We start from the raw sequence: 13,364 nt of genomic DNA, 5'->3' as shown, positions 1-13,364 counted from the left end.
CTACAATAGCGGCCCATGAGCCTGTCTTCCCTTACCGCCCTTTCTCCGCTGGATGGCCGTTACGCCTCCAAACTGTCCACCCTGCGCCCGATCATGAGCGAATTTGGCTACATGCATCGCCGTGTCCAGGTGGAGATCACCTGGTTCATCGCGCTGTCCGATGCCGGTTTTGCCGAGTTCTCGCCGCTGTCCGAGGGTGCGCGCAGCTACCTGCACGGCCTGGTCAATAACTTCAGCGAAGCCGATGCCCAGGCGATCAAGGACATCGAGAAGACCACCAACCACGACGTGAAGGCGGTGGAGTACTGGATCAAGAGCAAGTTCGAGGCACGCCCAGAGCTGCTCAAGGCGGCCGAGTTTGTGCACTTTGCCTGCACCAGCGAAGACATCAACAACACCAGCCATGCGCTGCAAATCCGCGCTGGCCGCGACCAGGTGATCCTGCCGGGCCTGGACCGCGTGGTGCTCAAGCTGCGCGAGATGGCGCACCAGTATGCGGCTGTGCCCATGCTCAGCCGCACGCACGGCCAGACCGCCAGCCCCACGACCGTGGGCAAGGAACTGGCCAACGTGGTGGTGCGCCTGCAAGCGGCGATGGACGGCATTGCCAATGTCAAGCTGCTGGCCAAGATGAACGGCGCCGTGGGCAACTACAACGCCCACCTGTCGGCCTGGCCCGAGTTCGACTGGGAAAGCTTCAGCAAGAACGTCGTGGAAAAGCACGAGCCCCAGGGCCTGGGCCTCACTTTCCAGCCCTACTCGATCCAGATCGAGCCGCATGACTACATGGCTGAACTGTTCGACGGCATCGCCCGCGCCAACACCATCCTGATCGACCTCTCGCGTGACATCTGGGGCTATGTCTCGGTGGGCTACTTCAAGCAGCGCCTCAAAGCCGGCGAGATCGGCTCGTCGACGATGCCGCACAAGGTCAACCCGATCGACTTCGAAAACGCCGAAGGCAACCTGGGCCTGGCCAATGCACTGCTGCGCCACCTGTCGGAGAAGCTGCCGATCAGCCGCTGGCAGCGTGACCTGACCGACTCGACCGTGCTGCGCAACATCGGCGTGGCCACCGGCTATGCCGCACTGGCCTACACCTCGCTGATGACCGGCCTGAACAAGCTGGAGCTGAACGAAGAGCGCCTGGCCGAAGACCTGGACAATGCCTGGGAAGTGCTGGCCGAGCCGATCCAGACCGTCATGCGCCGCTATGGCGTGCAAGGCGCCTATGAAAAGCTCAAGGAAGTCACCCGTGGCAAGACGGTGCGCGCCGAAGACCTGCACCAGCTGATCCGCAGCCTGGAGATCCCGCAGGCTGACAAGGAGCGCCTGCTGGCCATGACCCCGGCCAGCTACATCGGCAAGGCCACCGAGCTGGCCCAGCGCGTTTAAGTACGCTCTCCCCAGGAGGCCAGGCGCTCCCTGGCCTCTTGCCTTTTTTCTCTCACCGCCCGGCCAAGCGCAATGCGCCAGCCTGGCGCGCCGGATTCACCCCCGAAGCCCAGGCTTCGTCACCAGACCCTGCCCCATGGCTATCAAATCCACGATCTACAAGGCCAATCTGTCGATTGCCGATATCGACCACAACTACTACGCCGACCACAACCTGACCCTGGCGCGCCACCCCAGCGAAACCGACGAGCGCATGATGGTGCGCCTGGTGGCGCTGGCCCTGAACGCCCACCAGCTGCAGGACCTGTGCAATGGCGACGGCACCTTGGGCTTTGGCGCCGGCCTGTCCGACCCGGACAACCCTGATGTGCACCTGACCGACTTCACCGGCGCCAAGCGCATCTGGATCGAAGTGGGCCAGCCCGAAGAAAAGCCGATCACCAAGGCCTGCAACAAGTCGGACCACATGCTGGTGTACTGCTTCAACCATGCAGCCGAGATCTGGTGGAAGGGCCTGGAAGGCAAGCTCGCGCGCCAGGAAAAGCTCGAGGTGTTCCGCCTGCCGACCGAGGTGTCCCAATCGCTGGCCGATCTGGCCGAGCGCAGCATGCAGCTGCAGGCCACCATCCAGGAAGGCCAGCTGACCCTGTCCAGCGACAAGGGCACGGTCTTTGTAGAACCTATTCGCTGGAAGTGATGCCGCCTGCGGAACGCGCACGTTCCGCATAGCGGTTGAAGCGCCAGGCCGTGCCCTGCAGGCTGATGCGCCGCCACACCGCCCGCTTTTGCACGGGGCTGTAGGCCAGCCAGTGCTGCACCTCGTCAAAGCTGCGGCCGCAGCCCTTGCAGACCGCATCGCCCTGGCTGGTCGAGCAGATGGCGATGCAGGGCGTATCCGGTGTGGTCTCCCACCAGGCCAGCCAGGCCTGCATGGCCGCATCGCCCATCTCGCGCACATCCACCCCATCGCGGCGCTGGTAGACCAGCCGCGCGTAGACCTCGGCCAGCGCAGCCACCTGCGGCGCCAAGGATGCGCCAGGGCCACTGGGCGCACGCTGACGCCAATGGTTGATGGCTGCTTCCAGATCGGTCAGGTGGATGAGTTCCATAGCTGCCATCGATGATAGCCCTGAAGTGGCCGAACCGCCAAGCGGCGATGCGCCCCCACTTGTTCACAGCTTGTTATCCACAGGTGTGGGCAAACACACACATGCGGGAATACTCTGTGCAGTGGCCCGGTCTTTGTCACCCCAAAGTGCTTGGTTTGTGTTCCAATACGCGCTGACGAAGGGGAGTAGCTCCCGTTGATGCCTTGCCAGCGGCAAGTGCAGAGACATGTAATGCGTCGTCAGTACGAAGCCTCACGGCTTCCGGCGCGTTAGGTTCATGGCCCACATGATCTGAGCAAGACCTTTGAAAACCATGGTGCCGCACCACAGGTCTTCGAAGCTACTGCCCGGCGGTTGGCCATCACGGCGCCAACGCTGAACCACGTCGCCTCCCTGACTTGTAACGACACCCCACTGGCTGGTCTGTGCATGGTGCATGGGCCGCTTTTTCAAAAATTAGGTGCTTACATGGACTTGGATTTTCTGACGCACGCGCCCTTCTGGATTGCACTGGGCCAAATCATCATCATCGACATCCTGCTGGGCGGCGACAACGCGGTGGTGATTGCCCTGGCATGCCGCAAGCTGCCCCCTGACCTGCGCCGCAAAGGCATCATCTTCGGTACCGCTGGCGCGATCATCTTGCGCGTCATCCTGATCGCGTTCGCGATGTTCCTGCTGGCCCTGCCGTTCCTGAAGTTTGTCGGCGCCATCTTGCTGTTCTGGATCGGCGTCAAGCTGCTGGTGCCTGAAGACGAAGACCATGGCAACATCCAAGGCAGCGACCGCCTGTTTGCCGCCATCAAGACCATCATCGTTGCCGACCTGGTGATGAGCGTGGACAACGTGATCGCCATTGCTGGCGCCGCACAGAACGCCGGCGACGAGCACCACATGCTGCTGATCGTTCTGGGCCTGCTGATCTCGATCCCGATCATCGTCTGGGGCAGCCAGTTGGTCATCAAGCTGATGGAGCGCTTCCCGATGGTCATCACCGCTGGCGGCATGCTGCTGGGCTGGATTGCGGGCGGCATGCTGGTCTCTGACCCCGTGTTTGCCAACCCCGACAAGTGGACCTGGATGTTCAAGATCGACCAGAGCAAGACCCTGCACTATGCAGCTGCTGCGGCGGGCGCACTGGTCGTGCTGGTGCTGGGCAAATGGCTGGCCAGCAAAAAAGCCAAGGAACTCCCGGCGGCCAACGTACACTAAGCCTATAACCGCCCTCTACCACCACCGCTGGCAGCCCCACGCTGCCAGCCCCACTTAGGCCACTTGGATGAACGTAAAAATAGTCTTTGTAGATGATGCCGCCTTTGCCCTGCAGCGCTTGAACGAGTGCGCAACCATCAACGACGAGCACTGGGTGCTGGTGGCTTGCGCCCCCAAGATCACCCGCAGGGCCAGCCGCTGGGGCAATCGCAGCACCCTCGAAAAGTGGCGCAACAAGTGGGCCAAAAACCTGTTTGAAGGCCTGATCCCGCAAAGCACCCAGCTGCAGCGCGCCCGCGTCTCGACCCATATCTCGGAAGTGAGCGTGCAGCAAATGACCGCCCAGCTCCACGCCGAGTACCCCGAGGCCGAAGTGCTGGACTGGCGCCGCCCCAAGGCCATCTCCGAGCCACCATCGGCCGACTTTGTGCCACGTCCTGCCAAGCTGGCAGGCTCGCTGCTGGGGATTCTGGGTATCTGCTTCAGCTTGGTGCTGGACGGCGTGTAAGCCATCAGCCTCATCACCCAACACAAAGCGCCTTCGGGCGCTTTTTTCATGGCTGGGCTCGGTAAACAAACCTTCCATCATTGGATGCCGGCCTATACACAGCACGCCCGCCATCCGCTATGCTGGCGCCATGAAACTCATCCTCAAATGGCTGCTCTCCGCAGTCGCCCTGCTCTGTGTCGCCTACCTCTACAGTGGTGTGGAAATCCGCAGCTTTGGCGCGGCGCTGATTGCAGCGCTGCTGATAGGGCTGTGCAATGCGATAGTGCGCCCTGTGCTGATCGTGCTGACCCTGCCCGTCACCATCCTCACCTTGGGCCTGTTCATCTTTGTCATCAACGCGCTGATGTTCTGGGCCGCGTCCGGCATTGCAGGCAGCGGCTTTGTGGTGCATGGCTTTTGGGCTGCGCTGATCGGCTCGGTGCTTTACTCCATCATCAGCCTGGTCATCGAATCACTTACGGGCCGCCTGCTCCTTGGCAAGTGATTGCATCTCGCGCAAGCGGGTATCGATAATCGAGGCCTCGTAGTAGTCATTGCGGTTCGGGCTGTTGCGCGCCATGTCCTGCCCGGCGCGCAGGCGGTCTACCGCAGCGGCGTAGTCATACTGCGCAGCCCGGCTCTCGGCCTCGGCGCGGATGGAGCGCAGCGGCTGGTTCTGCTGGCGCAGCACCCACGACAGCGCAAGCCAGGCCCCCGCATCCTTGGGCCACTGCACGACCAGGGTCTGCAGGCGGCTGCTGGTCTGGCGCAATACCCCTTCATAGGCCGTCAAACCCGTGGCGGGCAGCTGCGCCAGGGCTTGCGCAGCCAGCACCAGCTCGGACCGGTCACTGCCCTGGCCTGCGTCTTCCCCCACCACCGCCTTGACCTCCGGCAGCAGCACATCGCGGCTGCTGTCCTGGATGCTCAGCGACTTGTCCGAGCCCTGTGTAATCACCGCTTCGTTGACCAGACCAGTCATCGCATTGCTGACCGTCACCGAGGTGCTGCCCACTTTGTTGGGCGGGGGCTTGAGCGGTTGGATCTTGGCCAGCGCCGCCAGCGCATCCTGCGGCTGACGGTTGCGCAATGCCAGATCGGCGCGCAGCAACTGTGCCTGGCGCATCGCATCCGGGTGGGCCTGCACGGTGGCATCCAGCTGGTCCAACGCAGCCAGGGCCTCCGCATGGCGCCCCAATTGGTTGTGCGACATGGCAGCCAGATACCAGACACCTGCCCGCTGGTCCAAAGAGCGGTTGGCAAATTCGGCCGCCGTGGTCAGCTGCACCCATTGGTGCAGCACCTGGGGCTCAGGCTTGGACAGCATGCGCGCCCGGGCCGACATCATCTGCGCCACCATGCCCGTGTCCTGCGGTTTGCGTGCAGCGCCAGCGGGCAAGCGCGACTGCATGTCGGCAATGCGCTCGGTCGTCAGCGGGTGGGTACGCAAATACGGCCAGCTGCCGTTGTCGTTCATGCGGTTGGCTTGTTGCAGCTTCTCGAACATGCTGACAAAACCCGCCTGCGAGTAGCCGGCAGGCGGCATCAGGCTCATGCCGGTGCGGTCCGCCTCGCGCTCCATATCGCGTGAGAAGTTCAGCTGCGACTGGATGGCAGCGGCCGAACTGCCCACCATCAGCGCCTGGGCCGCAGCCGGGTTCTTGCTCGCAGCCAACGCGCCCAGAATCATGCCGGCAATCATCACCGGCGTCATGCGCGACTGGCGGGCCAGCATGCGTGCAATATGGCGCTGGGTGATGTGGCTCATCTCGTGGGCCAGCACCGAGGCCAGCTCATCGCGGCTGCCGACCACGCCCACCAGGCCGGTCTGCACGCCCATAAAGCCGCCTGGCAGTGCAAAGGCGTTCACGGTGGCATCCTGGATCAGCATCACTTGCCAGGCAAAGCGCTCCTGCAGTTCAGACGTCAAGGTGCCGCGCTGGCGCGCCGCCAGCATCAGCTCCTGCCAGATGGCGTTGACGTACTCATACAGAATCGCGTCATCGAGAAACTGCGGATCGCGGTAGATCTCGCGCGCAATGTCATCGCCCAGGCGCCGCTCCTCGCTGGTGGTCATCTCGGCGCCCTCGCCCATCGCCGGCAAGCTGGTGTCGGCGCGGGCCTGCATGGGGGTCAGCGCCGCCACCGCAGCCATTTGGGCGGCCAACAGGGCGCATGCTGTGCGTTTAAAAAACCATGTATTCATTCAAAATTCCGTGCGGCAGCAGATGCTGAATCTGAATCAAGCCAGAGGGTGGCCAGAGCGGGCTCGTTGCCATCAAGCCTTCAGCCCAACACGTATGATGAAGCACCAATGCACAAGTTGCATCCTGTATTGCCGCTTGTGACGTATTGAACACGGAAAGCACCATGACTGAACTCACCCATTTCGACGCCCAGGGCCAGGCCCATATGGTCGATGTAGGCGCCAAGCCTAACACCCACCGCATCGCGATCGCGGAGGGCTTTATCACCATGCAGCCAGCCACTTTGGACATCATTGCCGCGGGCACCGCGAAAAAAGGCGATGTGCTGGGTATTGCGCGTATTGCCGGCATCATGGCGGCGAAGAAGACCAGTGAGCTGATACCGCTGTGCCACCCGATTGCGTTGACGAAGGTGGCGGTGGATTTTGAGCTGTTACCCGAAAAGAACGCTGTACGTTGCGAAGTAAGGACAGAAACCGTCGGCCCCACCGGTGTGGAGATGGAAGCCTTGACAGCTGTGCAGGTCGCACTGCTGACTGTTTATGACATGTGCAAGGCGGTGGATAAGCGGATGGTGATGGAGCGGATTAGTTTACTGGAGAAGCATGGCGGAAAATCCGGATGTTTTATTGCCAACGGCGAGAGAACAACTTAATAGTTCGTGTTCAAAAATGAAAAAACTGATCTATTTCATTAACTGCAAGTTCGACCGAGAAACCATGAAACTGCTACACAAAGATTAAAAATCCAAAAGCCTTGATTATTTGCGTCAATTAAAACCATCCACTGGTGCATACCCAACAAATCTCAGGCTTATATCGAACAATACAACCCAATCTTTTTGTTTACTAGATGTCAATGGAAGATAGAATAATTGATTCACGGCCAACCCAGAGGTTTTTACTACGTTCAGCAACAATTCGACTTGCTCCGGCCGTCTACTGATTAACTCACTCAGAGGTTTCGCACGCGCGAGAATTTCCGTCATCTGCTGATCCCATGCGACCCACCAACTCGGACGCATTGCGGGAGAGATACCCGCGATTTCATTATTCAAACTTGCAAAGAGTTCATCGGAGTCCTTAGGACTTCTCGTTCCACCCTTCATTACCCCCCAAAGTGGCAGCTTATTCATCTTTGCCGGTGCCACAGCTAATTCCGCTGTATCAATTTCATTTGCCGTAACAACTACAAGCCTGTCAACCTCAAAGATCAGCGCAACGGGACGTGCCATCCACAAACTACTCATGCCATAGCATAAGGCTGCTATCTGAATCAGGCCGACAAGGCCAAAGTCTAGCCAACGCTCACGTGGTGTCTTTGCTGGACTTACCAGAATTAAAGTTAGGAGTGGGCCACAAGCCACATCGACAAGAAGAATAATAAAAAATATGGAATCTACGCCAAGCATTGATCTATATGGCGCAGGATAAATTAACCAAAATACAAAAAAAGCAAAAACAAACCCGACAACAACCGAAATACCTAAATGGCGCAATGCATAGCGCATAGCAAAACGAATACGTTCCGAAAACGAAATCACACAATCACTTTGCCAAAGCATAAATTACAGAATACGAAAATCAACGGCAGCTTGCAGGCCGAAACTGTGCCGCCAATGTCCCAGCAGAACATCTCCAAGAAAAAACGGAACCGAATACCCAAGCCTGAAGGTCAATGACATTGGGAGGACTGCTATTGTCTACTGGCTCTATTAGAATAATATTCACACCAGCAGGAACAACACTTGGCTTATAAGCCACTGTAATAACACCCGGTGCATTGCTGACAATATCGATCACATTCGCATTTCCAGCCAATGCTACTGATGTGAGGTTCATGGGAGTAGCCCCCAATGCCTCACAAGTGGCAGCATTGATACAAGTCATATCACGCGGCCCTGTTGTTGCATATGCTTCAGTAAGGGCCGTTTTAAGTGATTGCGCAAGCACCAGACCGTCAGACACTTTGGCACGAACCGTGTAATTTTGATAAGCTGGTAGTGCAACCGCAGCTAATATGCCGATGATTGCAACAACAATCATCAGTTCTACCAAGGTGAAGCCACTATTTATGATTTTTATCACAATTAAACTCCAGAAAAAAGGGGAGCCTATCGACTCCCCTTTTTTGGAACTAATCCAACCAGGCAAACTAGCTAAATTTTCCCATATGGCATTCGCATTAACGGCAAGATGCAGGACGATACTTAGCGAGCAGTGTGCCGCCATCAGCACCGGTGCCGTTCAAACCGCACTTCCAATTAATTTGCGTTCCTGCCGTAGCTGCGGTTTGCAAGTCAACAGCAGTGGTACCTGCAGCATTTACTGGCGTGATCAACAAAGTATTTTGGGCAGCAGGAACCACTGCAGGCTTGTAAGCAATCGTAATGATGCCAGTCTCATCGCTTGTAACAGAAGTTACATTTGCATTACCAGCCAAAGCCGTAGCATCCATCACGGATGCGCCAATAGCATCGCAGGTAGCTGCATTAGTACAGCTCATATCAGAAGGACCTTTGCTTTGGTGCGTCTCCGAAATAGCAGTCTTCAGTGCACCAGACAATGTCAAACCTTCTGCGACCTTGGCACGAATCGTATAGTCCTGATAAGCAGGCAGTGCCACCGCAGCCAAAATACCGATAATCGCCACAACGATCATCAGTTCGATCAGGGTGAAACCCTTTTGCATAGTACGCAGCATGTTGAATCCTCTCTATGTAACCAGTGATTAGGTAGCCTCGTCGAACGACTTGGCGTGCATCACTTATTGCAATTGCTGTGCCAACTTTTAGCGTCTACTTATCTCGCGGCTTCGACTGACAAAAATGCGGCGCTTTGTTAACTTATTGTGCAAGACTTTCATAAATGTCAGCGGCCCAAGATTTCTGCCATTTTTGTCACCTACTGAACGACTGTGCAAGCTATGCGCATGGGCAGCAGAAACAGAAACGGCACCCGAAGGTGCCGCTGCGTCTGTTGAGGCCCTGGCTATACAAGCCCAAGGTTCAGAGTCTTAGGCCCAAAACTCATAAGCCATCCCCGCCAGCTCAATCCGATCCCCCTTGTGCATCGACAGCCCCACGCCATTGAGCGCCTGGCCATTGAGCACCACATCGGCCGAGCCATCGACCTTGGTGGCGATATAGCCCTTGCCACGTTTGGTCAGCGCAGCGACGGCAATCCCAGGGCGGCCCACCGTTGTGACAACCTTGGACAGGATGATGTCTTCGCTGGCGCCGCTGACGGCGCGCAGGTAGGGGCTGGGGGTGTAGGGCTGCTCTTCGGCAGGGGGGAAATCTGCGGGGACCGTGGGGCTGTCTTCGCCATGGTCGGCATGGGCGGGCTTGGCGGTCAGGCTGCCGGCTTCGCTGGCATGCAGGTAGTGGCTTTCGGGCACGAGCGAGTTCATCAAAAAGCGGATACGGCATTTGCCGATGTCCAGCAGGTCGCCGCTTTGCAGCACCTGGCGGCGTACCTTCAAGCCGTTGACCTTGGTGCCGTTGGTGCTGCCCAGGTCTTCGACGACGACGATGCCGATCTTCTTCTCATAGGTGAACGCCACATGCTCGCCGCTGACCGCCATGTCGGTCAGCACGATGTCGTTGGTGGAACGGCGCCCCAGGGTGGCCCTGGACTCCGTCAGCATGTAGTCCTGGATCACCACTCCATCTAATGAAACTATGAGTCTTGGCATATTGATAAACCTCGTCACGATTATATGCACATAAGCTATACAAATGACTTTTTCGATACGCGGTTGACAAAGGATCACGATGTGTTGGGTACTACCGGATTTTGGTTACGGGTTTACCCTTGATTCCTCTCGATGGCTGATACTGATCAAAGCGTTGGCTGCTGCAGGCGCTCTTTCCCCTTGACGATGCACAATCGCTGCAGCCCGGCGTAGAAATGCAAAAAGCGCCCGAAGGCGCTTTGTGTTGGGGTGAGGGGATCAGCCGCTCAGTGTGCGGGCGCGGTATTGCGCTTTTGCAGCCACAGACCCAGGCCCACCACCAGCGCGGCGCCAGCGGCAGCTGCCAGGTAGTGCAGCGCAGGGTTAGCCTCGACAAAGCCGTGCAGCAGCTTGTCGTTCATGATGGTCTCACCACCGACCCAGCCGATCAGGCCGGCGCCCAGAATCACGATGACCGGGAAGCGCTCCATCAGCTTGATCATCAAGGTGGAGCCGAAGATCACCAGCGGGATCGAAATCGCTAAGCCCAGGATCAGCAGCAGCATATTTCCGCCGGCAGCTGCCGCCACGGCAATCACGTTGTCCAGGCTCATCACCAGGTCGGCGATCAGGATGGTGCGAATGGCCGCCATCATTGTGCCGGTGCCCTTGCCCGCGCCCTCTTCTTCGTCGTGGCTGGTCAGCAGTTGCAGGCCAATCCACAGCAGCAGGCAGCCGCCAACGATCTGCAGGAAGGACAGCTCCAGCAGCTTGGCCGCAACTACGGTCAGCAGAATACGCAGCACCACGGCGGCGCCGGAGCCAAACATGATGGCTTTTCTTTGTTGTTCAGGGGGCAGGGAGCGCGCTGCGAGCGCGATGACAACGGCGTTGTCGCCCGAGAGAATGATGTTGATCCAGATGATCTTGACCAGCCCGATCCAGAAGTCGGGATGATTGACGTAATCCATGTTGCGCTCCGTAGTTATGAATAAAGACGCCAGACCTGAACGATCTGGCGTCTTCTTTTTATGGAGTACGCAGTTTAGCGGGGCACGCAGCCCCTGGCATGCGTAATTTTGCTTACTTCAGCAGGCCTTGCAGCAGGCGGCCCATTTCGGATGGGTTGCGGGTGATGGTGAAACCGCACTCTTCCATGATGGCCAGCTTGGCATCTGCCGTGTCGGCGCCGCCGGAGATCAGCGCGCCAGCGTGGCCCATGCGCTTGCCGGGAGGGGCGGTCACACCAGCGATGAAGCCCACCACAGGCTTCTTCATGTTGGCCTTGCACCAGAGAGCGGCTTCCGCTTCGTCTGGACCGCCGATTTCGCCGATCATAATCACAGCGTCGGTGTTCGGGTCGTCGTTGAACGCCTTCATCACGTCGATGTGCTTGAGACCATTGATGGGGTCACCACCGATACCGACAGCCGAAGACTGGCCAATGCCCAGCTCGGTCAGCTGTGCCACGGCTTCATAGGTCAGCGTGCCCGAACGGCTCACCACGCCGATGCGGCCTGGCTTGTGGATGTGACCGGGCATGATGCCGATCTTGATTTCACCGGGGGTGATCAGGCCTGGGCAGTTAGGGCCCAGCAGCAAGGTCTTCTTGCCGCCAGCCGCTTCCTTGGCCTTCATCTTGTTGCGCACTTCCAGCATGTCGCGCACGGGGATGCCTTCGGTGATGCAGATGGCCAGGTCCAGGTCGGCTTCCACCGCTTCCCAGATGGCAGCAGCAGCGCCAGCGGGTGGCACATAGATCACGGACACGGTAGCACCGGTGTCCTTGGCAGCGTCCTTGACCGAACCGTAGATAGGGATGTCGAAAATCTTTTCGCCAGCCTTCTTGGGGTTCACGCCAGCGACGAAGCAGTTCTTGCCGTTCGCGTATTCCTGGCACTTTTCAGTGTGGAACTGGCCGGTCTTGCCCGTGATGCCTTGGGTAATGACTTTGGTGTCTTTATTGATATAGATAGACATGTGTGTTCTCCAGGGCTTACTTCACTGCGGCAACGATCTTGGTGGCGGCTTCGGCCATGGTGTCGGCCGAGATGATGGGCAGGCCCGATTCGGCCAGCATCTTCTTGCCCAGCTCTTCGTTGGTACCCTTCATGCGCACCACCAGTGGCACGCTCAGGTTCACCGCCTTGCAAGCGGTGATCACGCCGGTCGCGATGGTGTCGCACTTCATGATGCCGCCGAAGATGTTGACCAGAATACCCTTGACCTTGGGGTTCTTGAGCATGATCTTGAAGGCTTCGGTGACCTTCTCGGGGGTGGCACCGCCGCCCACGTCCAGGAAGTTGGCAGGCTCGCCGCCAAACAGCTTGATGGTGTCCATCGTGGCCATGGCCAGGCCAGCGCCGTTCACCAGGCAGCCGATGTTGCCGTCCAGGCTGATGTAGGCCAGGTCGAACTTCGAAGCTTCCACTTCAGCAGGATCCTCTTCGTCCAGATCGCGCAGGGCCACCAGTTCTGGGTGACGGAACAGCGCGTTGGGGTCGAAGTTGAACTTGGAGTCCAGTGCAATCACGTTGCCCTTGGAGTCACGGTTGAGCGGGTTGATTTCAACCAGCGATGCGTCCGTGTCCATGTAGCACTTGTACAGCTTTTGGCAGATGTCGATGAACTGGGCCACCGAATCAGCAGGCATGCCGATGCCCTTGGCCAGCTCTTCACCATTGGCTTGCGTGAAGCCGGCAATGGGGTCGACCAGCACGGTGATGATCTTCTCAGGAGTGCTGTGCGCCACTTCCTCGATGTCCATGCCGCCTTCGCTCGAAGCGATGAAGGCCACCTTCTGCGTGCCACGGTCGGTCACGGCAGACAGGTAGTATTCCTGCTGGATGTCGGCACCGTCTTCGATGTACAGGCGACGCACCTTCTGGCCTTCAGGGCCGGTCTGGTGGGTCACCAGCTGCATGCCGAGGATTTGCTCGGACAGCGCCTTCACGTCGTCGATGGTCTTGGCAACCTTCACGCCACCGCCCTTACCGCGGCCACCTGCGTGAATCTGGGCCTTCACCACCCACACGGGGCCGCCCAGCTTCTGTGCTGCTTCCACTGCTTCTTGCACAGTGAAGGCGGGGATACCGCGCGGAACGGGCACGCCGAACTGACGCAAGATTTCCTTGCCTTGGTATTCATGAATTTTCATGATGTCTCTCAGTAAAACAAAATGGGAAAAAACCCGGCGGCCGAGCGCGCAGAACAAAGAATTCGCAAACAAGGCAGAAGGCCTGGCAGTCCGCGAATTTACCATGCTGCACTGCGCCA

General features: G+C 58.5%; 15 protein-coding genes. 6 read left to right on the top strand and 9 right to left on the bottom strand.

The window, feature by feature from the left end; translation table 11 throughout:
• Positions 1–15 precede the first annotated feature (15 nt).
• Together purB and F0Q04_RS04365 are read left to right on the top strand one after the other, a co-directional pair.
• Positions 16–1,395: an adenylosuccinate lyase gene (gene purB / locus F0Q04_RS04370; RefSeq protein ID WP_182344651.1), complete on the top strand. Its 1,380-nt coding sequence runs from the start codon at positions 16–18 to the stop codon at positions 1,393–1,395.
• A gap of 136 nt (positions 1,396–1,531) precedes the next feature.
• The gene (locus tag F0Q04_RS04365) at positions 1,532–2,092 is read left to right on the top strand and encodes a YaeQ family protein (RefSeq protein WP_021026607.1); all 561 of its coding nucleotides are present in this window, start codon (positions 1,532–1,534) and stop codon (positions 2,090–2,092) included.
• Here F0Q04_RS04365 and F0Q04_RS04360 read toward each other — a convergent pair.
• A complete protein-coding gene (locus F0Q04_RS04360; protein WP_182344649.1) occupies positions 2,076–2,504 on the bottom strand; it encodes a DUF3717 domain-containing protein in 429 nt (142 codons plus the stop codon). The genes F0Q04_RS04365 and F0Q04_RS04360 overlap by 17 nt on opposite strands.
• Before the next feature lie 468 nt (positions 2,505–2,972).
• Here F0Q04_RS04360 and F0Q04_RS04355 point away from each other — a divergent pair, with 468 nt between their 5' ends.
• The 3 genes from F0Q04_RS04355 to F0Q04_RS04345 all read left to right on the top strand — a co-directional run bounded on the left by F0Q04_RS04355 (position 2,973) and on the right by F0Q04_RS04345 (position 4,711).
• Positions 2,973–3,716: a TerC family protein gene (locus F0Q04_RS04355; protein ID WP_021026609.1), complete on the top strand. Its 744-nt coding sequence runs from the start codon at positions 2,973–2,975 to the stop codon at positions 3,714–3,716.
• A gap of 67 nt (positions 3,717–3,783) precedes the next feature.
• Positions 3,784–4,224 (top strand): hypothetical protein, encoded by a 441-nt coding sequence (locus F0Q04_RS04350; protein WP_182344647.1) that lies wholly within the window; start codon positions 3,784–3,786, stop codon positions 4,222–4,224.
• A gap of 130 nt (positions 4,225–4,354) precedes the next feature.
• Positions 4,355–4,711, top strand: coding sequence for a phage holin family protein (locus F0Q04_RS04345; RefSeq protein ID WP_021026611.1), 357 nt, complete (start codon positions 4,355–4,357; stop codon positions 4,709–4,711).
• On the opposite strand, the gene F0Q04_RS04340 is transcribed toward F0Q04_RS04345, so the two are convergent.
• Entirely contained in the window at positions 4,679–6,373 is a 1,695-nt protein-coding gene (locus tag F0Q04_RS04340; protein WP_232539499.1) for a M48 family metalloprotease, read from the bottom strand. The genes F0Q04_RS04345 and F0Q04_RS04340 overlap by 33 nt on opposite strands.
• 203 nt (positions 6,374–6,576) lie before the next feature.
• Between F0Q04_RS04340 and moaC the strand changes: the two genes are divergently transcribed.
• Positions 6,577–7,068 (top strand): cyclic pyranopterin monophosphate synthase MoaC, encoded by a 492-nt coding sequence (moaC, locus tag F0Q04_RS04335; protein ID WP_182344645.1) that lies wholly within the window; start codon positions 6,577–6,579, stop codon positions 7,066–7,068.
• 114 nt (positions 7,069–7,182) lie between these two features.
• Here moaC and F0Q04_RS04330 read toward each other — a convergent pair whose 3' ends face one another.
• The 7 genes from F0Q04_RS04330 to sucC form a co-directional block, all read right to left on the bottom strand.
• Positions 7,183–7,977 carry a fimb protein gene (locus tag F0Q04_RS04330; protein WP_182344643.1) on the bottom strand — a complete coding sequence of 265 codons (795 nt, stop codon included), beginning with the start codon at positions 7,975–7,977 and terminating at the stop codon, positions 7,183–7,185.
• A gap of 19 nt (positions 7,978–7,996) precedes the next feature.
• On the bottom strand, positions 7,997–8,644 hold the full coding sequence (locus F0Q04_RS24150) for a pilin (RefSeq protein WP_182345544.1): 648 nt from the start codon (positions 8,642–8,644) through the stop codon (positions 7,997–7,999).
• Positions 8,598–9,116: a pilin gene (locus F0Q04_RS04320; protein WP_182344641.1), complete on the bottom strand. Its 519-nt coding sequence runs from the start codon at positions 9,114–9,116 to the stop codon at positions 8,598–8,600. The genes F0Q04_RS24150 and F0Q04_RS04320 overlap by 47 nt, the downstream gene beginning before the upstream one ends.
• Positions 9,117–9,428: 312 nt before the next feature.
• Complete coding sequence (locus tag F0Q04_RS04315; RefSeq protein WP_182344639.1) at positions 9,429–10,109, bottom strand: FHA domain-containing protein; 681 nt, start codon at positions 10,107–10,109, stop codon at positions 9,429–9,431.
• Positions 10,110–10,375: 266 nt separating this feature from the next.
• On the bottom strand, positions 10,376–11,059 hold the full coding sequence (locus F0Q04_RS04310) for a TerC family protein (protein WP_116926062.1): 684 nt from the start codon (positions 11,057–11,059) through the stop codon (positions 10,376–10,378).
• A gap of 112 nt (positions 11,060–11,171) precedes the next feature.
• Positions 11,172–12,068 (bottom strand): succinate--CoA ligase subunit alpha, encoded by an 897-nt coding sequence (gene sucD, locus F0Q04_RS04305; RefSeq protein ID WP_021026616.1) that lies wholly within the window; start codon positions 12,066–12,068, stop codon positions 11,172–11,174.
• A 16-nt stretch (positions 12,069–12,084) separates the two neighbouring features.
• Entirely contained in the window at positions 12,085–13,245 is a 1,161-nt protein-coding gene (gene sucC / locus F0Q04_RS04300) for an ADP-forming succinate--CoA ligase subunit beta (protein WP_021026617.1), read from the bottom strand.
• Positions 13,246–13,364 lie beyond the last annotated feature (119 nt).

Origin of the sequence: Comamonas koreensis (assembly GCF_014076495.1) — a bacterium.
Lineage (GTDB): Bacteria > Pseudomonadota > Gammaproteobacteria > Burkholderiales > Burkholderiaceae_C > Comamonas > Comamonas squillarum.
Note: the sequence above shows the minus strand (reverse complement) of the source record. Positions and strands in the feature narration are given on the sequence as shown.